Source organism: Streptomyces sp. NPDC111507, assembly GCF_055638955.1.
On sequence record NZ_JBVKBU010000012.1, the window covers coordinates 165,390 to 184,833 of the forward strand.

16 protein-coding genes and 1 pseudogene are annotated in these 19,444 nt (G+C 71.4%); 10 read left to right on the forward strand and 7 right to left on the reverse strand.

Annotated elements, in window-relative coordinates; genetic code table 11:
• Positions 1-347: 347 nt before the first annotated feature.
• The 3 genes from ACZ7M2_RS36680 to ACZ7M2_RS36690 are packed head-to-tail and all read left to right on the forward strand — an operon-like array spanning position 348 to position 3,216.
• The gene (locus tag ACZ7M2_RS36680) at positions 348-1,550 is read left to right on the forward strand and encodes a Gfo/Idh/MocA family protein (protein ID WP_471598962.1); all 1,203 of its coding nucleotides are present in this window, start codon (positions 348-350) and stop codon (positions 1,548-1,550) included.
• Positions 1,547-2,488, forward strand: coding sequence for a DUF6807 domain-containing protein (locus ACZ7M2_RS36685; RefSeq protein WP_471598963.1), 942 nt, complete (start codon positions 1,547-1,549; stop codon positions 2,486-2,488). Before ACZ7M2_RS36680 ends, ACZ7M2_RS36685 begins: the two co-directional genes overlap by 4 nt.
• A complete protein-coding gene (locus ACZ7M2_RS36690; protein ID WP_471598964.1) occupies positions 2,485-3,216 on the forward strand; it encodes a cupin domain-containing protein in 732 nt (243 codons plus the stop codon). Before ACZ7M2_RS36685 ends, ACZ7M2_RS36690 begins: the two co-directional genes overlap by 4 nt.
• 67 nt (positions 3,217-3,283) lie before the next feature.
• Here the strand turns inward: ACZ7M2_RS36690 and ACZ7M2_RS36695 are convergent, their stop codons facing one another.
• Positions 3,284-3,745, reverse strand: a complete 462-nt coding sequence (locus tag ACZ7M2_RS36695; protein ID WP_471598965.1) for a winged helix-turn-helix transcriptional regulator — start codon at positions 3,743-3,745, stop codon at positions 3,284-3,286.
• A gap of 102 nt (positions 3,746-3,847) precedes the next feature.
• Here ACZ7M2_RS36695 and ACZ7M2_RS36700 point away from each other — a divergent pair, with 102 nt between their 5' ends.
• Positions 3,848-5,017: a thiolase family protein gene (locus tag ACZ7M2_RS36700; protein WP_471598966.1), complete on the forward strand. Its 1,170-nt coding sequence runs from the start codon at positions 3,848-3,850 to the stop codon at positions 5,015-5,017.
• Between the two features lie 71 nt (positions 5,018-5,088).
• Here the strand turns inward: ACZ7M2_RS36700 and ACZ7M2_RS36705 are convergent, their stop codons facing one another.
• Entirely contained in the window at positions 5,089-5,868 is a 780-nt protein-coding gene (locus ACZ7M2_RS36705) for a TVP38/TMEM64 family protein (protein ID WP_471598967.1), read from the reverse strand.
• 49 nt (positions 5,869-5,917) lie between these two features.
• On the opposite strand from ACZ7M2_RS36705, the gene ACZ7M2_RS36710 reads away from it, so the two are divergent.
• The 3 genes from ACZ7M2_RS36710 to ACZ7M2_RS36720 all read left to right on the forward strand — a co-directional run bounded on the left by ACZ7M2_RS36710 (position 5,918) and on the right by ACZ7M2_RS36720 (position 9,130).
• Positions 5,918-6,652, forward strand: coding sequence for a DNA alkylation repair protein (locus tag ACZ7M2_RS36710; protein WP_471598968.1), 735 nt, complete (start codon positions 5,918-5,920; stop codon positions 6,650-6,652).
• A gap of 318 nt (positions 6,653-6,970) precedes the next feature.
• Positions 6,971-8,140 (forward strand): elongation factor Tu, encoded by a 1,170-nt coding sequence (tuf, locus tag ACZ7M2_RS36715; protein ID WP_471598969.1) that lies wholly within the window; start codon positions 6,971-6,973, stop codon positions 8,138-8,140.
• Positions 8,141-8,284: 144 nt separating this feature from the next.
• A complete protein-coding gene (locus ACZ7M2_RS36720) occupies positions 8,285-9,130 on the forward strand; it encodes a spermidine synthase (protein WP_352051848.1) in 846 nt (281 codons plus the stop codon).
• A 183-nt stretch (positions 9,131-9,313) separates the two neighbouring features.
• Here the strand turns inward: ACZ7M2_RS36720 and ACZ7M2_RS36725 are convergent, their stop codons facing one another.
• Complete coding sequence (locus tag ACZ7M2_RS36725; protein ID WP_471598970.1) at positions 9,314-9,811, reverse strand: hypothetical protein; 498 nt, start codon at positions 9,809-9,811, stop codon at positions 9,314-9,316.
• A gap of 211 nt (positions 9,812-10,022) precedes the next feature.
• Positions 10,023-10,160: pseudogene (locus tag ACZ7M2_RS36730) on the reverse strand (IS481 family transposase); the annotation flags it as partial.
• Positions 10,161-10,226: 66 nt separating this feature from the next.
• Here ACZ7M2_RS36730 and ACZ7M2_RS36735 point away from each other — a divergent pair.
• Entirely contained in the window at positions 10,227-10,442 is a 216-nt protein-coding gene (locus tag ACZ7M2_RS36735; RefSeq protein WP_352051850.1) for a hypothetical protein, read from the forward strand.
• Between the two features lie 1,208 nt (positions 10,443-11,650).
• On the opposite strand, the gene ACZ7M2_RS36740 is transcribed toward ACZ7M2_RS36735, so the two are convergent.
• A complete protein-coding gene (locus ACZ7M2_RS36740; protein WP_471598971.1) occupies positions 11,651-12,676 on the reverse strand; it encodes a DUF8017 domain-containing protein in 1,026 nt (341 codons plus the stop codon).
• Positions 12,677-12,842: 166 nt separating this feature from the next.
• Between ACZ7M2_RS36740 and ACZ7M2_RS36745 the strand changes: the two genes are divergently transcribed.
• The gene (locus ACZ7M2_RS36745) at positions 12,843-13,295 is read left to right on the forward strand and encodes a DUF4442 domain-containing protein (protein ID WP_352051852.1); all 453 of its coding nucleotides are present in this window, start codon (positions 12,843-12,845) and stop codon (positions 13,293-13,295) included.
• Between the two features lie 96 nt (positions 13,296-13,391).
• On the opposite strand, the gene ACZ7M2_RS36750 is transcribed toward ACZ7M2_RS36745, so the two are convergent.
• The gene (locus ACZ7M2_RS36750) at positions 13,392-14,477 is read right to left on the reverse strand and encodes a LacI family DNA-binding transcriptional regulator (protein WP_471598972.1); all 1,086 of its coding nucleotides are present in this window, start codon (positions 14,475-14,477) and stop codon (positions 13,392-13,394) included.
• Positions 14,478-14,691: 214 nt separating this feature from the next.
• A complete protein-coding gene (locus tag ACZ7M2_RS36755; protein ID WP_471598973.1) occupies positions 14,692-17,079 on the reverse strand; it encodes a beta-galactosidase in 2,388 nt (795 codons plus the stop codon).
• Between the two features lie 507 nt (positions 17,080-17,586).
• Between ACZ7M2_RS36755 and ACZ7M2_RS36760 the strand changes: the two genes are divergently transcribed.
• Positions 17,587-19,431, forward strand: coding sequence for a TIGR03767 family metallophosphoesterase (locus ACZ7M2_RS36760; protein WP_471598974.1), 1,845 nt, complete (start codon positions 17,587-17,589; stop codon positions 19,429-19,431).
• Positions 19,432-19,444 lie beyond the last annotated feature (13 nt).

A 19,444-nucleotide genomic window follows, 5' to 3' on the forward strand; every position in this document is an offset into this window, starting at 1 on the left:
GGGCGACGGGCACGCCGGGCCGCTGTGTGCGGTGATCACGGGTGTTGGTGGCAGCGTAGCGTCCCCCAAGGACGGCTCGGCCACAGGGGTTTCGTGCGCAGACAGTGGCCGGGCGGTGGACGGGCAGTGAGTGGACGGCGGCAGGACTTGGCGGGCGGGCCGTGACGGTCCTGTGCCGGGACGGTGGGCAACGTTGTCCACCGGGTGACCGGGGTGTTGACCTGCCGCTGGACCGGCACATACGTTGCAGTAGAAGAGAAAGCGCTTGCTGCTGCCGGTTCCGTCTCGGTGACACCATGCGTTGGCCAACGTCTGACGTCACGTCCGATGGAGCGCTGATCACGTACATGAGTAAGAGCACCGAGTCCGCCCCCAACCGTCCCGCGACCCCGTTCGAGGGCCGCCGTATCCGGGCCGCCGTCATCGGTACGGGCGCCATCGCGCGCGGGAGCCATGTTCCCGCGCTCGCCCGGCTCGCCGAGGAGGGCGAGACGGAGATCGTCGCCGCGGTCGACATCGCGGAGGACGCCGTCCAGAAGTTCTGCGCCGAGGAGGGCATCCCGCACGCGTACACCGATCTGGACCGCATGCTGGAGGAGCAGCGGCCGGACCTGGTCGCGATCTGCACCCCGCCGACCCTGCACCGCGACCAGACCGTCGCCGCGCTGCGCGCCGGAGCCTGGGTCTGGTGCGAGAAGCCGCCGGTCCTGACGCTCGCCGACTTCGACGCCGTCGAGGCGGAGGAGGGGAAGGCCGGGGGCCCGTACGCGGCCATCGTCTTCCAGCACCGGTTCGGCTCGGGGTCCCGGCATGTGCGGCGCCTCATCGCCGAGCGGACCATGGGCCGCACGCTCGTCGCGCACTGCCAGACCACCTGGTACCGCAACGCCGAGTACTACGCCGTGCCCTGGCGCGGGCGCTGGGAGACCGAGGGCGGCGGGCCCGCGATGGGGCACGGCATCCATCAGATGGACCTGCTCCTGGACCTGATGGGGCCGTGGAGCGAGGTGCGGGCGATGGCCGGGCGCCTGGTGCACGACGTGGAGACGGAGGACGTCTCGACCGCCCTCGTCCGCTTCGAGAGCGGCGCGCTGGCCACGATCGTCAACAGCGTCCTGAGCCCGGACGAGGTGAGCCGCATCCGTATCGACTGCGAACGCGCCACCGTCGAGCTCACGCACCTCTACGGCCACAGCAACGACAACTGGCGGATCACCCCGGCCCCCGACGTGTCCGACGAGGACGCGGCGGCCTGGCGCGACTTCGGTACGGACGTGCCCAGCTCGCATCTGGAGCAGCTGCGGGAACTGGTCGCGAGCATGCGCGCGGGTGAGCGGCCGCGCAGCAGCGGCGCCGACGGGCGTACGAGTCTGGAACTGATCACCGCGCTCTACAAGTCGGCGTTCACGGACACGACCGTCCGCGCGGGGGAGGTCGGGCCCGGGGACCCGTTCTACACGGCCCTGCACGGGGGCGCGCCGGGCTGGGCGCCGCCTGCCGCGTCCGCCGGTGAGTCCGCGTCCACCGTGAGCCAGGAGGGGTCGGCATGACCGAGTCCGCACAGGGTGGGCTGCGTATCGTCCACGCTCATGGTGATCGCATCACGATCAGCGACACGACCAACGGCGTGGAGCTGTTGAGCTACGTCTACCGGCCCGAGGCGGCCTGGGAGGCCCCCAAGCCGTATCTGCACCCCCTCAGGACGCTGGCCGGTGACATCGTCACGGACTACCGGCCCAACGACCACCGCTGGCACAAGGGGCTCCAGATGACGGCCTCCCACCTGTCGGGCTCCAACCTGTGGGGCGGCAACACGTACGTCCACGGGGAGGGATACCTCGAACTCCCGGAGCGCGTCGGGTCGATGGCCCACGTCGGCTTCGACGAGGTGGTCTCGGACGGGAGCCGCGCGGTCATCGCCGAGCGCCTCACCTGGCATCCGTACGACGGTGAGCTGTGGGCCGAGGAGGAGCGCCGCGTCGAGGTGCACGACGTCGATCCCGCGTCGGGTTCCTGGGCGCTGACCTGGACGACCGCGGTCACCAACCGGCGGGACGAGGCGTTGCGCTTCGGCAGCCCGACCACCGCGGGGCGGGAGATGGCCGGCTACACGGGCCTGTTCTGGCGCGGACCGCGTGCCTTCCGGGACGGCCGGATCATCGGGCCGGACTCCGAAGGGCCCGGCCTGATGGGGCAGCAGGCGCCCTGGATCGCGTACTCCGGCGAGCACGACGGCGCCGACGGCCACGCGACGCTCGTCTTCGCGCACGGTCCCGAGAACGACCACACCGGGGCGGGTGGCGCCCACCCGGCCCATTGGTTCGTGCGCAACGATCCGTTCGCCGCCGTCGCCCCCTCGTTCGCCTTCTTCGAAGAACTCGAACTCGCTCCCGGCGCCACCCTCACCCGCCGCTACCGTGTCGTCGTGGCCGACGGGGCCTGGGAACGCGAGGAGGTCGCCAAGTACCTGGAGGAGCACCCGTGGTGAGCGGCGCGCACGAGACCCCGGTGTTCACCGGGCTGCCGGGCGCCGTCGCCGTCTCGCACCTCTGCGTGTACGACTGGCCCGCCCCCGACGGAGTCTCCGGCGGGACCCCTCATCTGCACCTGACCTGTTCGGAGGCGTACGTCGTCACCGGCGGGCGTGGAGCGGTGCAGACGCTGACGACGTCCGGGTACGAGGTCACACCGCTCGAACCCGGCACCGTCGCGTGGTTCACACCCGGCACCATCCATCGCCTGGTCAATGAGGACGACCTGCGCATCACCGTCCTCATGCAGAACAACGGCCTCCCCGAAGCGGGTGACGCCGTGCTCACCCTGCCTCCGCGGTACCTGACCGACCCCGAGACGTACGCGGCCGCGACGGTGATCCCGGCCGACGCGCCCGAGGCGGAGCAGGAGCGGGTCGCCCGAGCCCGGCGAGACCTCGCCCTGGAGGGCTACCGGGCGCTGCGCGCGGCGGACGGGCCCGAGCCGCTCGCCGCGTTCCACCGGGCCGCGGCCGCGCTGGTGCGGCCCCGGCTCGCCGCGTGGCGCGAGCGCTGGCGGCGCGGTGCCGAGGCCGCCGCCGCGGCCACGGGAGAGCAGCTCGACCGGCTGGAGCGGGGCGACGTCTCCCACCTCGCCGACGCCCTCGTACGGGCCGAACAGCCGTCCGCGCACGGCAAGTTCGGGATGTGCGGACGGCTCGACGTCTACAAGGGGACCGATTAGCCCCCACGGGGGTTCTCCCGGGCCCGCGCCGCCGCCGGCCCGTCCCTGAGCCGGTGCAGGCTCGTTCCTACGCCACCGCAGGCCCCGTCGCCGTCCAGCCCGGGGTCTGCGGGTGGGCCGTCAGGTCGCCGTGCTCGACCACCTCGCCGCACTCCCGGCACACGACCTGCGGGACCAGCTCATGGCCGCAGGTGTGCTCCAGCACCATGGGACGGAATCCGCCCTCCTGGAGATGGCGGTCGCCCCACGCCATCAGCGTGTGCAGCACCGGTTCCAGTTCCAGACCGGCCTGGGTGGGCCGGTACTCATAGCGCTTCGGGCGGTCGCTGTACTCGACCTTCTGCAGTACGCCCGCGTCGACGAGCCGTTTCAGGCGGGCGGTGAGCACATCGCGCGGTGCGCCGATGTTGCGGACGAGCTGGTCGAAGCGGGTGGCGCCGAGCGACACCTCGCGCAGTACCAGCAGGGAGTACTTCTCGCCGACGAGAGCGAGGGTGTCGGCGATCGAACAGGGGCGGGCGTCCTTCATGCCACCAGTCTAGGGGGTGGGTTGGTTTGTCCAACCCGCTGAGTTACTCTTGAGTCACCTAGTGGGTTTGGAAAACAAACTCGGCGAGTTTGGAGATCAGCCATGCGTGACGCCGTCATCGTCGAAGCCGTACGCACCCCCATCGGCAAGGGCAAGCCGAACGGCTCCCTCGCCCACGTCCACCCCGTGGAGCTCCTCGCCCACACACTGCGCACGCTCGTCGAGCGCTCCGGAGTCGATCCGGCGCTGATCGACGACGTCATCGGCGGCACCGTCAGCCAGGTGGGCGAGCAGGCCGCGAACATCACCCGGTACGCGGCACTCTCGGCGGGCTTTCCCGAGACGGTGCCCGCGACCACCGTGGACCGCCAGTGCGGCTCGTCCCAGCAGGCCGTGCACTTCGCGGCCCAGGGCGTCCTGTCGGGGGCGTACGACATGGTCATCGCCTGCGGTGTGGAGTCGATGAGCCGTGTGCCGATGGGCTCGAACGTCCGAGGCACCGAGGATCCCTTCGGACCCGGGATCGCGGCGCGCTTCCCCGAGGGCCTGGTGCCGCAGGGCATCAGCGCCGAGCTCATCGCCGCCAAGTGGGGTCTGTCGCGCGCACAGATGGACGCCTTCGCGGCGGGCTCGCACCAGAAGGCGGCCACGGCCTGGGGCAACGGCCTCTTCGACGCCGAGGTCGCGCCCCTGGAGGGCGTGACGCGCGACGAGAGCGTCCGGCCCGCCACCACCACGGAGATACTCGCCGGACTCAGGCCCGCCTACTACGACCCGGCCTACGCCGAGCGCTTCCCGCAGATCGACTGGTCCGTCACGGCGGGCAACGCGAGCCCGATCAACGACGGCGCCTCGGCCGTGCTGATCACGTCGAGCGAGACCGCGGCCAGGCTCGGCCTGCGCCCGCTCGCCCGCCTGCACAGCTTCGCCGTCACCGGCTCCGACCCGCTGCTGATGCTCACGGGCGTCATCCCGGCCACCGAGAAGGTGCTGCGCAAGGCGGGGCTCGCCCTCGGCGACATCGACCTCTTCGAGGTGAACGAGGCCTTCGCGAGCGTCGTCCTGACCTGGCAGCAGGAGACGGGCGCGGATCTGTCCCGGGTCAATGTGCACGGCGGGGCGATCGCGCTCGGCCACCCGCTCGGCGCGAGCGGCACCCGGCTGACGACCACCCTCGTGCACGCGCTGCGCGAGCGCGGAGCCCGCTACGGCCTGCAGACGATGTGCGAGGCGGGCGGACTCGCCAACGCGATGGTCATCGAGGCCGTGTAACCCCGGACGGCACCGGTCGTCCGCCGTCCCGAGAACCGCCGTGCCGGAGACTGATCAGTGCCGGAGGCCGATCAGTCTCCGCGCAGGTGGTGGCGCTTGCGCCAGGCCACCACCGCGCCGACCAGGGCCGGCAGCGCGATGAAGCCCATGGCGATCAGGAAGGCGGGGGAGGTCGGCGCCGAGGCCCGGGCGCCCGCGACGGCGTACGCGGCGGTGTTCGGGATCGATCCCAGGGCGGTGGCGAGGAGGAACGGCAGCCAGCCCATGCGGGAGACGGCCGCGCAGTAGTTCGCCGCCCAGAAGGGCACACCGGGGAAGAGCCGGGCCATCATCATCGTCCGGAAGCCGTGCCGGCTGAGCTGTCCGTCGGCCGCCTTCAGCCAGCGGGCGCGCAACAGCGGGCGCAGCGCGTCCTGCCCGAGGATCCGGCCGAGCCCGAACGCCACGCCGGCGCCGAGCACCGTGCCCGCGAGCGCGGTACCGAGGCCCAGCTGCGAGCCGAAGAGCGCGCCCGCCGCGAGGTTGAGCAGCGGCCGGGGCACGAACGCCACCGTGCACAGTCCGTACGCCACCGCGAACACCACGGCCGCCGCGGCGCCGCTGAGCTGGGGCGGCCAGCCGTCGGAGAGTAGCCGCTGCGGTTCGAAGAGCAGCACGCTCGACGCGGCCGCCGCGAGCAGCACCAGCAGCAGGGAGAGCCGGGACCAGGGCGAGAGCAGGACTCTCGTGCAACGGGCGGCGAGGCCCGTGGGTGTGGAGACGGCGAACTCCGAGGCGAGGGAGAGCTCAGCGACGGGAGCCGGGGGAGCGGCTGTGGCGGTGCCCCCAGAGCGGGTGGTGGCATCGAGCATTCGGCGACACTAACCGACTCGTGTGTGTGATCGCCGTATGGTTCGTCTCATGGGCGTCACAGCTTCCGGAACGTCGGGTGCGCGGTTCGAGGTGCCGAACAGTTCCCTCGCGGACACCGTGCTGGAACGGCTCACCGCCACCTACGGCGCGGCGGCCGATCCGGAACGGGCCGTGTCCATGCGCGCGTACATGAAGGACATCGCCCCTTTCCTCGGTCTGACCACGGCCGATCGCCGCGCGGTGTCCCGCACGGTCCTCCACGCGACAGCGGCCCCTGCAGAGGCCGATTGCACCGCCGTGGCCCTGCGCTGCTGGGCGTTGCCGGAGCGCGAATACCACTATTTCGCCGTCGACTACCTGCGCCGCCATGTGAGGCAACTCTCTTCCGCTTTCCTCCCGGTGACGCGCCATCTCGTCGGCACGGTCTCCTGGTGGGACACCGTCGACGCACTCGCCTCCCACGTGGTGGGAGGCCTCGTGGCCGCCGATCCGAAGCTGAGGAGCGACATGGACGCGTGGATCGAGGACGACGACCTATGGGTCGCCCGTACGGCCCTGCTCCACCAGCTCCGTTTCAAGGAGACGACCGACACCGAGCGGCTCTTCGCCTACTGCGTACGGCAGTCCGGACATTCCGACTTCTTCATCCGCAAGGCGATCGGCTGGTGTCTGCGCGAGTACGCGAAGACGGATCCGGAGGCGGTACGGGCCTTCGTCGCCCGGGAACGGGAGCGGCTCGCTCCCCTCTCCGTACGTGAGGCACTCAAGAACATCGGTCCCTGACGCATCGGCAGAAACACCCGCCACATCTGCTTCCGTGGCGGGAAAAACCATTCGACGTGGCCGGATACGTCGGCGATGATCGCCTCATGTTCCGGCACGCCTTCCTCCTCGCAGCATCCGCAGTCGCGGATGCGCCGAAGGCAGCCGTCCCGATCATCGTGGCCGCCGTCGACGGCGCCCGAAGCTGACCCTTCCCGGATCGTCCGGCGGACCCCGCAGGGGGAGGGTCGGCAAGTCCTTGGGGTCCCCGTCCCGGCCGCTGAGCGCCGGGGCCATCACTCAGCTCCGCTGACACTCAAGAGGCTTCGAGGTACCGCCATGCCCAAGACGGCATACGTCCGCACCAAACCGCACCTGAACATCGGCACGATGGGTCACGTCGACCACGGCAAGACCACCCTGACCGCCGCCATCACCAAGGTCCTCGCCGAGCGCGGCTCCGGCACCTTCGTACCGTTCGACCGGATCGACCGGGCGCCGGAGGAGGCCGCGCGCGGCATCACCATCAACATCGCGCACGTCGAGTACGAGACCGACACCCGCCACTACGCGCACGTGGACATGCCGGGTCACGCCGACTACGTCAAGAACATGGTCACCGGCGCCGCGCAGCTCGACGGGGCGATCCTCGTCGTCTCCGCGCTCGACGGGATCATGCCGCAGACCGCCGAGCACGTGCTGCTCGCCCGGCAGGTGGGCGTCGACCACATCGTCGTCGCCCTGAACAAGGCCGACGCGGGCGACGAGGAACTCACCGACCTGGTGGAGCTGGAGGTCCGCGAGCTGCTCTCCGCGCACGGCTACGGGGGCGAGTCCGTACCCGTCGTACGGGTGTCCGGCCTCAAGGCTCTTGAGGGGGACCCCCGTTGGACGGCGGCGATCGACGCGCTGCTCGACGCGGTGGACACCTATGTGCCCATGCCCGAGCGGTACCTCGACGCGCCGTTCCTGCTGCCGGTCGAGAACGTGCTCACGATCACCGGACGTGGGACGGTCGTCACCGGCGCGGTCGAGCGCGGCACGATCCGGGTCGGCGACCGCGTCGAAGTGCTCGGCGCGGCCGTCGACACGGTGGTGACCGGCCTGGAGACCTTCGGCAAGCCGATGGACGAGGCGCAGGCAGGGGACAACGTGGCGCTGCTGCTGCGCGGGGTGCCCCGCGACGCCGTACGCCGCGGGCACATCGTGGCCGCGCCCGGCAGCGTCGTCCCCAGTCGCCGCTTCTCGGCCCAGGTGTACGTCCTGTCGACGGGCGAGGGCGGTCGTACGACGCCCGTCTCCACCGGGTACCGGCCGCAGTTCTACATCCGCACCGCGGACGTGGTCGGCGACGTCGACCTCGGCGAGCGGGCCGTCGCCCGGCCCGGCGACACCGTCACGATGGCGGTCGAGCTCGGGCGCGAGGTGCCGCTGGAGCCGGGGCTCGGCTTCGCGATCCGCGAGGGCGGCCGGACGGTCGGCGCGGGGACGGTGACCTCGGTGGGCTGACGGCCGAGGGGCAGGACGAGGGTGCCCGCTCCCGCTACGGCGGGAGCGGGCACCGGCCCGTACCCATCGCCGTCGCAGAGGCCGCGGCCCGCGTGGGGTCCGGCAGCGTCGACCGCGCTCCTGAAGGGGCGGCACAATGGACCCGTGGACGAGCCGATACCCGTGACACGGACCGTGGACCACGGAACCGCCAAGCTGATGCCGGACGTGGACAGGAAGCGGGCCTGGCTGCTCACGGTCGACGCCGCACCGCAGTCGTACGTCGATCTGGACGAGCCGACCCATCTGGAGTTCGAGTACGCCCGACGGCTCGGGCACGTCCTGGACACGGTCGTGGCGCCGGGACGGCCCCTGGACGTGCTCCACCTCGGCGGCGGAGCCCTGACGCTGCCCCGCTATGTGGCCGCGACCCGCCCCGGCTCACGGCAGGACGTGGTGGAGGCCGACCTGGGTCTGCTGGACCTGGTCCGCGAGCACCTGCCCGTGCCCGAGGACGCGGGCATCACGCTGCACGGCGCGGACGCGCGGGGCTGGCTGGAATCCGCCGCGCCCGCCTCCGCCGACATCGTGATCGCGGACGTCTTCGGGGGCGCGCGCGTCCCGGCGCACCTGACGTCCACGGCATACGCGGGGGCCGCCGCGCGCGTGCTGCGCGAGGACGGCGTCTATCTGGCCAACCTCGCCGACGCCGCGCCCTTCGCCTTCCTGCGCTCTCAACTCGCCACGTTCGCGACCGTGTTCGAGGAGCTGTCCCTGATCGCCGAACCCGGTGTGCTGCGTGGCCGGCGCTTCGGCAACGCGGTACTTGTGGCCTCCCACCGCCCGCTCGACACGGCCGTCCTCGCCCGCCGCACGGCCGCCGACGCCTTCCCGGCTCGCGTCGAAAGCGGCGCCGCGCTGCGGGAGTTCATCGGCTCGGCCGCACCCGTGCGTGACGAGGACGCGGTTCCCTCACCCGAGCCGCCCGGCGGTGCCTTCAGCATCGGCTGACCGGAGCTCGAACTCCGCCACCGGTGACCCGTGGGCCACCGCCTTGGTCCGCCGGGGCAGCCTGGGGTGTCACCGCCCTCGGGTGGCAAAGGATCATCGGTCGGCCGACCCGGCTGCGTTACGCGGCGTAGAGAGCCGGGCACACGTTGAGGCGCCCGCTGGGCTGGGTCCGTGCGGCCGTCGTTACCGCGAGGCGGCTTTGAGCTGAGCGGTGATCTTGCCCAGAGCCTTTTCGGCGGGGTGCTGTTTGATGAGCCCTTCACGGCCTGCGGCGCGGAGCTCCACCACCGCGGCACCTTCGGGATCTGCGGTCACAAAGGCGGTCACAACGGTGGGGTTCAGGCCCCCGATCCCCACACCGACCACCGCTCGTACGGCGATGCCCCCGTTGTCTCGGGCCTCCGTGGCTGTCAGATTCCCTATGTCGGCCAGAGTCGCGTGGACCAGCTGGGAGACCGCCGTCACCGGTCCGGACAACTCGACAAGCGTGGTACTGACGTCCTTCTTTGTCCATTTGAAGCCTCGCGCGGCTCCACGAGCACCGCCCCGTGCCCCGGCTCGGCCCAAACCGTGCGTTCCGGTGGCCGCCCCTCCAGCGGCAGCTCCTATCGAGCCGCCCTTCGCACCGAGCTGCATCAGCGCGGCGAGCAGGAGCTCGTTCTCGCTGGCCTCATCGAACATGCCCGCCTCCTCAGCACCAACAACATATGGCTCCACAACCAAAGTCACCCAGTCTTACCACTGGCCAGCAGCCTCCTCCAGATCGGCTGCCGCATGTGGCCCGGCGGCCGCAGCTCCATCGCCGGCCCGCAGGTCACCTCTCTGACACAGCACCGCCGGGCAGCCCTGCTCGCGGACACCCGCCCTCCCCTCGATCGCCGCTTACAACCAGATGCTGAGGCGACCGGTCCCGCCACTCCGGTTCACACACCACCGCCTCCACCTTCCCGGCGTTCCGGTGCGGACACGAGACCGGACGATGCAACCGGTCCGCCAGCCCCGCAAGGCCCGACTGCTCGTACTTGCGCAGCTACCTAGGCACTTTTCAGGCTGCTCGTTATCCTGGAGCGCCACACACTCACTCGGGGGGCCGTCTGTGGTCGAGCTCAGCGTGCTCTTTGGTCTGTTGGTGACAGCGGTACTGGTCTTGCTCTTCGTGCTCCTGCGCCGAAGAAACGGCAACACGGAGAACGTCGAAGGTCGCCTGATCGAGCAAGCGCGGCGGGTGCAGGCGTACAACGACAGGGTCTCCTACAACGCCGCCGCAGTGCACGGCTCTTCGCCCACCATGACCGACCACTACCGTCCCTGACTCCATGGGGGACCACGGGAGCCTGAGCGAGAACCTGGAGCACGCACAAGCCGGCGTTCCGCCAGGCCAAACCGCAGCTCCGAGACCCCATGACGTTGACTGCAACACCGGTGCACATGGCCGTACCGAGAGGACCAACCGCGCACCTCGCAAGTCAGGCCGGACGCCACTTCGTGTGTCTCGCGTGCCGATCGTCGTTCAAACGCGACTGGCCGGACGCACGTGAGCAGCCTTGCCCGCGTTGCAGTGCCGCCATGATGGACGCTGGGCAGGATCTCGCTGTTCCACGCCGCCGGGACGCCGCCGGCTGGAAGGCCCTCAGCGTCGTACTGAGCGCGGGACTGACCTTTCATTCGTGCGGCTGTGGTGGTCCAGGGTTCCGGCCGCGCACACCTGCGGAAGTACGCGCCAGACGGATCACAGCGGTGCGACTGGGCGTATCTCTTCGGGAGGCTTTGCAGCGCGCCGAGGTCGATTGAGCGGAGTCGGTGCCCAGGCCTGGCGTGCGTGTCCGACTAGAGAGGCACGGCGACTCAGGGTCGGACGCCCGCCCAAGCCGCTTCGGGACGAAGAGGTCCAGACGTAGCCATCTGCACGGGCGTGCGAGACTGCTGCGCCGGAACCAAATCGCCAGTTTGCCAGAGGATTAGACCGTGTCGCCGCCGTTTGCGATCTTCCTGCTGCCGCTCGTTCTGTTGGTGGGGACGCTCTGGCTCGCATGTGCTGTTCTCGGCGTGCATGGCTTGCTTCTCGGACGTATGCCGGGCCAATGGCTACAGCGTCGCGTTCGGCAGCCGAGACTCTGGGGAGCGGGGGCGCTGCTCGTGGCATGCGGCGGTTTCAGGCACCCATCGTTGGTCGTAGTCGGGATCGGCCTCATCGCCGGCGTCAGCCGAAGGTCTTAATAGGCACCGAGAGCATTCCGTCCCAGGTCAACGGGGCAGCAGCTCCGGGAGCACCTCAGCTTCCCAGCGCGCCCTGGCTGCCCGGGCTGGTGACGACCGCGGCGGCGGTCAGCAGGGTGTGATTGCGGCCGGCCCAGGCAGGGCGGCGGGAGCGGTGGGAGCGGCAGGAGGCGTTGGCGGCGGAGATCGCCGGCCGACTGTCGCTGCCGCGGCCCCCCGCTTGCCCAACCGATCGCGCGAGGACCTCACACCTGCGCGAGGGCCGGTCGCCGTCCGGCAGCGCGTCCCCGTGCGGTGGGGGGCTCAGGAACCCGTCGGGGTACCGTGCAGCCGTACCGTGCTGAGGATCTTCCGCACGGTCGCGTCCGGGACCTCGTCACTGACGCCCTTCGCGCCGTAGAACGACCAGGACACGAAGTCGCCCGCCGAGTTCTTGAAGCCGAACGAGGTCGCGGTGCCGTCGGAGTCGCACTTGCCCTTCTTGGGGACACCGGCCGTGGACGACGTCGCGACGCTGCCCTTGATGCCCGAAGCCGTCGTGAACGGCTGGGGCTTGCCGATCTTCAGCAGCTTCTCCGAGGCCTTCGACTGGTCCGTGTAGCCGCCGAAGGCCCAGGAGGCCGAGTCACCGCGGGCGATGGTGTCGGTGTTCTTGGCGCCGCTCTCCCCCTTGGTGCCGACCGCGGCCAGCGCCGTGTCGTCCGTGCGCCCGTCCTTGTCGTCGTCGGACGTGCACCACTTCTCCTTGAGGAAAGCGGGCGCGGACATGCCGATGTACGCGGAGCCGTCACCCTTCTGCTCGTCGTCGAAGCCGATGAACGTGCCGGGCGTGCGGACGTTCCAGTCCGGGGGGACGTCGAAGGCGGTGCCCCATTTGGGGTTGATGACGACCTTCCAGCCCGCGATCGTCGGCTTCTCCTCCTCGGTGCCGCGCGGGTTGTCACCGCTTCCGCTCGCACTGGGGGACGTGGAGGCGGACGCGCTGGGCGACTTGGACGCGTCCTTGCCCGCGTTGTCGTCCTTCTTGCTGCCGCCCAGGACGAGGAAGCCCGTCACACCGGCGGCAACGACCACGGCGGTGGCCGCCGTGATGGCGATGACCTTGGTCCTGTTTCCGCCACCGCCCGGCGGCTGGGGCGCGCCCGCGGGGGCCGGAGTTCCCCACTGGGGCTGACCCGGCTGGGGCCCGTAGGGGGCCGGCTGCGGGTACCCGGTCTGCTGGTATCCGGGCTGCTGATACGGATTCGGCTGCTGGTAACCCGGCTGCTGGTACGGGTTCTGGTCCTGCGGGTTCTGCTCGCCCCCGGGCGGCTGCTCTCCTGGCCACATGGGCCACAACCCTAGTGGCGCCTGCGACACGTTTCGGTCACCGGAGCTCGTCAGCCATGTACCGGTCAGGAATCGGGGCGCATTTTTTCGATTTCTTCACACTCGGCGACGGAGATCGACCGGTGGACGCCTGTCGTGACTATCTACTCACGGGTAACATGTGGGTATGAACGCAGAACAGATGACGATCGGCGAGATGCTCGCCGCCACGGTGCCGATGGCCCGGACACTGAACCTCGAGTTCGTGGAGACCACGCCGGACAAGGCCGTGGTGGCCCTGCCGGACCAGAGTGACTACCACAACCACGTCGGCGGGCCGCACGCCGGAGCGATGTTCACCCTCGGCGAGTCGGCGAGCGGGGCGATCGTCCTCGCCGCGTTCGGTGAGCAGCTGTCGCGCGCCGTGCCGCTCGCGGTCAGGGCCGAGATCGCGTACAAGAAGCTCGCGATGGGCCCCGTGACGGCCACCGCGACCCTCGGCCGCCCGGCCGCGGAGGTCATCGCCGAGCTCGACGCGGGTCAGCGCCCCGAGTTCCCCGTGGCCGTCGCCATCCAGCGCGCGGACGGCGCCGTCACGGGCGAGATGACCGTCGTCTGGACCCTGCGGCCGAACGGCTGAGCCGAGCGAACGGAACGGCGGCGGGTCCGCCCGAACGTCACCCCCTGGCGCCGGGCGGGCCCGCCCGGCGTTCGCCGCCGTGTCGCTGCCCCCGCGTTACCGCCCCAGCGGTGCGGGGCCCGTGCTGCGGCGTACGACGAGCCGGACCGGCTCGATGTGATCGACCCGGGGCTCCGCCGAACCGTCGATGCGCGACAGCAGCAGCTGAAGCGAACGGCGGCCTGTCGCGGCGAAGTCGGTACGCACGGTCGTCAGCGGGGGCAGCATGTGGGCGGCCTCGGGGATGTCGTCGTAGCCGACGACGCTGACGTCGTCCGGAACGTGCCGCCCGGCCTCGTGCAGGGCGCGCAGCACGCCGAGCGCCATCTGGTCGTTGGAGGCGAACACCGCCGTGACCTCGGGGCGCGCGGCCAGCCGGCGGCCCAGCGCGTACCCGGAGTCCGCGCTCCAGTCGCCGATGAGCGGCTCGGGAACCCCGGCCCCCGCCGCCCGAAGGGTGTCCCGCCACGCTTCCAATCGGCGCTCGGCGGACAGCCAGCCCGTGGGGCCCGCGATGTGGTGAACCGTGCCGTGGCCGAGCTTCAGCAGGTGTTCGGTGGCCTGCCGCGCCCCGTCGCGGGAGTCCGCGGTGACGTAGGAGGCGTCGTCCCCGAGGTCGTTCTCCAGGACCATCAGGGGGACGTCGAGCGCCGCCTCCGCCAAGGCCCTGCCCACCCAGCGCTGCGGTGCGATGGCGAGCAGTCCGTCCGCCCCCTCGGCCGACAGCGTGTGCACGGCGCGCACCAGGGTGTCCCGGTCGGCCGTGTCGAGCGCGATGGAACTGACCAGGTAACCGGCTTCCTGGGCGGCGGAGTTGATCGCGGTCAGGATGGAGGCGGGCCCGTAGCGCGCCGCGTCGAACGAGATCACCCCGAGCATCCGCGTCCTGCCACTGGCCAGGGAGCGCGCGCTGCGGCTCGGCCGGTAGCCGAGTGTGCGCATGGCGGCCACGACCGCCTCCCGGGTCTCGGGCCGCACCGCGGGACTGTCGTTGAGCACCCGGGAGACCGTCTGCTTCGAGACACCTGCCAGACGGGCCACGTCGTCCATCACCGGGCGCGCCCCCGCGAAGCTGCGCCGGCTGCGTCCCTTGGGGCCCTCGGTTCCCTGGGGGACGGCGCCGTCCGTGGCACCTCGGGTCATGGGGGCGCTTCCTCCGACGTCACGGTGGCGGTCTGTCCCGATCCGCCCGGCAGGCCCACAGGATAGGCCCGCCTGGCGCGTCGGCCGCCTGAGCGGGTCGGGTGAAGTCCGCTGCGGTTCGGCAGTGCCCTGAAGGGGCGCGGGGAACTGCGCGACCAGCCACGAAAGCGCCGCAGACGATCGACGGCACATCCCGGCACTTCCAGCGGAGCGCTTAGGCCCTGTCCGTCGTGATCGTCCAGGCGCGGGTGGTCACCCACTCGACGCGCCACACGGCCGCCCGTCCCGTGACGTCGCCCGCCTGCTCGGGCACGTACACCGGAGCGCCGGCGGCCCGGGGCAGCAGGCGCAGCGTCAGGCCATGGGTGCGCAGGGCTTCGGAGGGGAGCCGGTCGAGACCGAGGTCCCAGACGCGGCCGGAGAAGAACTGATCGGCGACGAGGGTGTCCCCGACGTACGCGCGGCCCACGTCGCCCGTCCAGTGAAAGCGCAGGAGGGTGCCGGACGGTTCACTCAGCAGCTCGTCCGGGACCTCCACGCGGTACTCGGCCGCGGAGGTCGTGAAGTGCTCGTCCGCCGGGGCGCTCGCCCGACCCAGAGGACCCTTCGTGAGCGTGGGCGGCGGTCCCGCGGGACGCACCAGGGTGGCGGCGAGCGCGGTGTCCTCGGCGTCGACCCCTTCGGCGATCGTGCAGCGGGTGAACGGGCCGTCGGCGGTAGTCGACAGCGGAGTGCCGGCCACCGTCAACACCCCTTCCGGCGCGGGGAGTACGGCGAAGGAGGGCCGCGTCGCCGAGCTGTGCACGCGAAGTCCGCCCTGGTCGAAGACGACCCCGTCCGGGCAGAGCACCAGCCGCTCGGCGCCCCAGGCCGTGCCCCGGTAGGCGGTGCGCGCGCTGTCGGCGTCGAGCACGAGCAGGCCGATGGCGTCGCCGTCCGCGGTCTTCACCTGGACCAGGGCGTCGGTGCCCGGGCGCAGACCGGTGATCAGGATCCGGCCGCCGGCCTCGGTGACCTCGCCGGAGGGCGTGTCGACGGACGCGACCGTGTCCGCGTCCAGGGCGAGTTCGACCGGAATGCCGTCGGTGGCGGCCAGCACCAGGACCGTACGCCCGTCGTCCTGGACCCGGCACACCGGCTGGGCGGTGGCCCAGTCGAGCCGCAGACCGGCGACGTCCAGACGCAGCGGCCAGCAGAAGTACGCGCCGGTCGGGACGGTGACCGGGGCGCTGGGCAACGTCAGGGCGGGAGCGCCGGGGAAGTCGACCGTGAAGGTTGTGTCCGGGTGGGCCGGCAGCGGTTCGTGCGGCTGGTGGTTGTTGACGAACAGGAAGCCGCAGGCGCCGTCGCCTCGCACGGCCCAGCGCAGGGTCTCCCGGTCGGACTGGGAGGCGGGCTGCCGCTCGGGTAGCACGGACTCCATGGGGGCGATCAGGTCGCCGAAGTCGGCCAGCAGCAGGTGCTGGAGGCGCAGTGCGTGGTACGAGGGCCGGACCTGGCCGTACTCGCCCAGCGGCGCCTGGAAGTCGTAGGTGAGGACGGGCAGGTCGTTGGGGTAGCCGGTGGCGTGGGACTCCTGGAGCGTGGTGAGTTCACCCGCCGGGTTCGTGCCGCCGTGGAACATGTAGTAGCCCTGCCAGACCGAACCGCAGCCGATCTTGGTGAGGCCGAGCGCCCCGATGTCGTCGGGCTCGACGCGCGGCCTGCGGTGGTAGGCGACGGCCATGCCGCCGCCGAGCTCGCAGGTGGCCCAGGGAAAGCGGTCCGCGGGCGTGGGGTCGCCGCCGCGTACGGTCGTCGGGCGCAGGTCGGCGCCGATGCCCTCGTCGTCGCGCTGATGGGTGAAGAAGAAGTGCTTGCGGCAGGTGTCCGGCCAGCCGCCGTCCGCCTCCGTCCAGAACGTCTCGGTGTAGCCGCCGTACAGCGGGAGCAGTTCGTCGGGCGGCAGTCGGACCCCGCCCCACGCCGTGGACGTCCACAGCGGCGCGCTCAGACCCGCCTCCTGGGCCATCCGCTTCAGGGTGAGGAGGTGGCCGGGCTGGTCGTAGAGCTCGTTCTCGATCTGGATCGCGACGATCGGACCACCGTGCGCCCGGTCCAGCCGGCGCAGCTGTCGCGCGATCGCCGTGAACCAGCCGCGTACGGGCTCCAGATAGGCGGGGTCGTCGGTGCGGGGCGCGCGGGTGCGGGCGAGCAGCCAGTCCGGGAAGCCGCCGTTGCGGACCTCCGCGTGACACCAGGGGCCGATGCGCGGGATGAAGTCCAGGCCGTGCCGGGCGCACAACTCGGCGAAGCGCCGCAGATCGCGGTCGCCGTCGAAGCGGACGCGGCCCTCGATCTCCTCGTGGTGGATCCAGATGACGTAACTGGCGACGACGGTGACCCCGCCCGCCTTCATCTTCAGCAGCTCCTCCTCCCAGTCCCGGGCCGGGTAGCGCGCGTAGTGGAACTCGCCGGAGACCGGGAACCAGGGGCGGCCGCCGCGCGTGAGGTAGCGGCTGGTCACCTCGATGGGATCGGGCGCCCCCGGGGCGTCGGTGAAGGGGAGATGGCCGGTCAGGGGCGGTGCGGGGGGCGCGGGGACGCGCAGGAGATGCGGCATCGGGACTTCTCCGGTCCGAGTTGGGGGCGGGCGTCGGTTTCGGCGGGGTGCGGGTGCGGCGCGGTGCGAATGCGAGTGCGGGTGCGACGGGGTGCGGGTGCGGTGGGGTGCGGTGACTCGTCCCCAGCCCCGGTCCCGGTCCCGGTCCCAGTCCCAGTCCCGGACCCGGACCGATCCCACTCCCGGTACCCCCAGTCCCGGTACCGGTCCCAGTCCCGTTCCCGCTCTCGAGCCTGGGGTTTGGGAGCGTTCCCAGACTCAGTGATGTTATCGGTAACATCGGGCGCGTCAAGGGACTTTGGGGTCGATGGCGGAACGGCCCCGGAAGGCTGTGGTCCGCGTCGCGCCGGACCTCCCGCGGGCCGGGCGACGCCCTCGGAAACACCGGGGCCACGTGGCGTTCCGCCTGTTCCGGAGGCGTTCACGGCGAGGCCACGCCCGTGTCCCCGCGGCCTGGCTGAGTGGTTCCAGCAAGTGAATCGCTCGGAGGCACCGGAGGGTCGCCCCATGGCCGGAACCGAACCCGTATCCGCCGCCGTCAACCGTCGTCGATTTCTGCTCGCCTCGGGCGCCACGGCAGCGGCCGGCGTCGCCGGAACCAGCGCGGGGGCGCTTCTGCCGCGCCAGCGCCAACAGCCCGCCGTCGAGCCCGCCGCACGGACCGTCGCCCAGCCACTGCCCCGCACCGCCCCCCGGGCGGCGCCCTACGCCCTGACCACCCTGGAGACGACGGCCCGCCTCGGCGGCAGCGCCCACACCGGCACCTACCGACGGATGGTCTCGGGCCCCGGCTGGCCCCTGGTCGTCCGCAAGGAGCTCGCCAGGCCTGGCGCGGGGCGCCAGGACCGGCGTACCCCGCTCGCGTGCTTCGTACAGTTCACCGACCTCCATCTCGCCGACGTGCAGAACCCGCTGCGCACCGAGTTCCTGCGCTCGCGCGGAGCCTCGTCGTGGCGGGCGCAGGAGGCGCTGACGGTGGCCGGGGCGGTCGCGCTCGTCGAGCAGGTGAACGCGCTCGGCGGTGGACCGAACACCAGGCTGCGCCCCGCCTTCGTGATGACCACGGGCGACAACGTCGACAACAACTCCGCGATCGAGCTGGAGTGGTTCCTGACCGTGATGAGCGGTGGCCGGATCACGCCGAACACTGGTGACCCGCGGGCGTACGAAGGCGCCCAGAACTCCGGTCTCCCCCTGTACTGGCACCCCGGGGACCCCCACCTGCGCGACCTGGACAAGCGGCGCGGGCTGCCCCTGATCCCCGGGTTTCTCGCCGCGGCCACCCGCCCGATCGCCAGCCCGGGGCTGCGCATCCCCTGGTACTCCACGGTCGGCAACCACGACGACCTTCCCGGCGGCTGCCTGTCGCCCGCACTGAACGACTTCGCCGTCGGATCCCGCAAACTGTTGTCGGTGTCCGCCGCGGACGCGGCCGCCTATGCCAAGGCGCTCGGGTCGGGCGACGATCCGAAGAGCGAGGTGCTCAAGGCGATCCTGACCAGGAACGCGGCCTCGGCGCGGACCGTGACCGCCGACGAGCGGCGCCGGCTGTGCACCCCGCACGACTATCTGTCCGCGCATCTCGACCCCGCTCACGCCGGTGCCGGTCCGGTCGGCCACGGCTACACCCAGGACAACCTGGACGGCGAGCGGATGTACTACTCCTTCAAGGTGGCCGAGAACGTCCTCGGCATCAGCATCGACACGACGTACCGCAGCGGCCACTACGAGGGTTCACTCGGCAGCGACCAACTCCGCTGGCTGGAAAGGACCCTGGCCGCGCACAGCTCCCGGTCCTACGACGCGGACGGCCGACTCGTCCGCAACACCGGGGCCGACGACGCCCACATCCTGGTCTTCAGCCACCATCACAGCCCCAGCATGACCCGCCGTCCCGACGCCGCCCGTACGGACGAGCCGCGCCACGACGGAGCGGAGGTCATCGCCCTGCTCAGCCGGTTCCCGAACGTCGTGGCCTGGATCAACGGGCACAGTCACGTCAACCGGATCACGCCGCACGCGCACGCGACGCCCGCCCGCTCCTTCTGGGAGGTCAACACCGCCTCCCATGTGGACTATCCGCACCATGCCCGGCTGATCGAGCTGACCGACAACGGGGACGGGACGGTGTCCCTGTTCACCACCCTCGTCGAGTCCGCCGCGCCGCACCGCATCGCCCGGGACTTCGACGACCTGTCCGCGGTGGGACTCGCCTCTCTGTACCGGGAAGTGGCCTACAACGCTCCCGGCCTCGCCGAGAGCATGAAGGACGGCGTCCAGGAGGGCTGGGCGGGAGGTGCCGGGGACCGCAACGCGGAACTGGTGGTGGCGGGAGGCCCGGCGGCGGTATGACCCGCCCTCGCTG

Excerpts from the sequence above, each read along its gene's own strand:
- ACZ7M2_RS36680 (WP_471598962.1), top strand. The coding sequence starts at position 348 with ATGAGTAAGAGCACCGAGTCCGCCCCCAACCGTCCCGCGACCCCGTTC.
- ACZ7M2_RS36685 (WP_471598963.1), top strand. The coding sequence starts at position 1,547 with ATGACCGAGTCCGCACAGGGTGGGCTGCGTATCGTCCACGCTCATGGT.
- ACZ7M2_RS36695 (WP_471598965.1), bottom strand. The coding sequence starts at position 3,745 with ATGAAGGACGCCCGCCCCTGTTCGATCGCCGACACCCTCGCTCTCGTC.
- ACZ7M2_RS36700 (WP_471598966.1), top strand. The coding sequence starts at position 3,848 with ATGCGTGACGCCGTCATCGTCGAAGCCGTACGCACCCCCATCGGCAAG.
- ACZ7M2_RS36705 (WP_471598967.1), bottom strand. The coding sequence starts at position 5,868 with ATGCTCGATGCCACCACCCGCTCTGGGGGCACCGCCACAGCCGCTCCC.
- ACZ7M2_RS36710 (WP_471598968.1), top strand. The coding sequence starts at position 5,918 with ATGGGCGTCACAGCTTCCGGAACGTCGGGTGCGCGGTTCGAGGTGCCG.
- tuf (WP_471598969.1), top strand. The coding sequence starts at position 6,971 with ATGCCCAAGACGGCATACGTCCGCACCAAACCGCACCTGAACATCGGC.
- ACZ7M2_RS36725 (WP_471598970.1), bottom strand. The coding sequence starts at position 9,811 with ATGTTCGATGAGGCCAGCGAGAACGAGCTCCTGCTCGCCGCGCTGATG.
- ACZ7M2_RS36740 (WP_471598971.1), bottom strand. The coding sequence starts at position 12,676 with ATGTGGCCAGGAGAGCAGCCGCCCGGGGGCGAGCAGAACCCGCAGGAC.
- ACZ7M2_RS36745 (WP_352051852.1), top strand. The coding sequence starts at position 12,843 with ATGAACGCAGAACAGATGACGATCGGCGAGATGCTCGCCGCCACGGTG.
- ACZ7M2_RS36750 (WP_471598972.1), bottom strand. The coding sequence starts at position 14,477 with ATGACCCGAGGTGCCACGGACGGCGCCGTCCCCCAGGGAACCGAGGGC.
- ACZ7M2_RS36755 (WP_471598973.1), bottom strand. The coding sequence starts at position 17,079 with ATGCCGCATCTCCTGCGCGTCCCCGCGCCCCCCGCACCGCCCCTGACC.
- ACZ7M2_RS36760 (WP_471598974.1), top strand. The coding sequence starts at position 17,587 with ATGGCCGGAACCGAACCCGTATCCGCCGCCGTCAACCGTCGTCGATTT.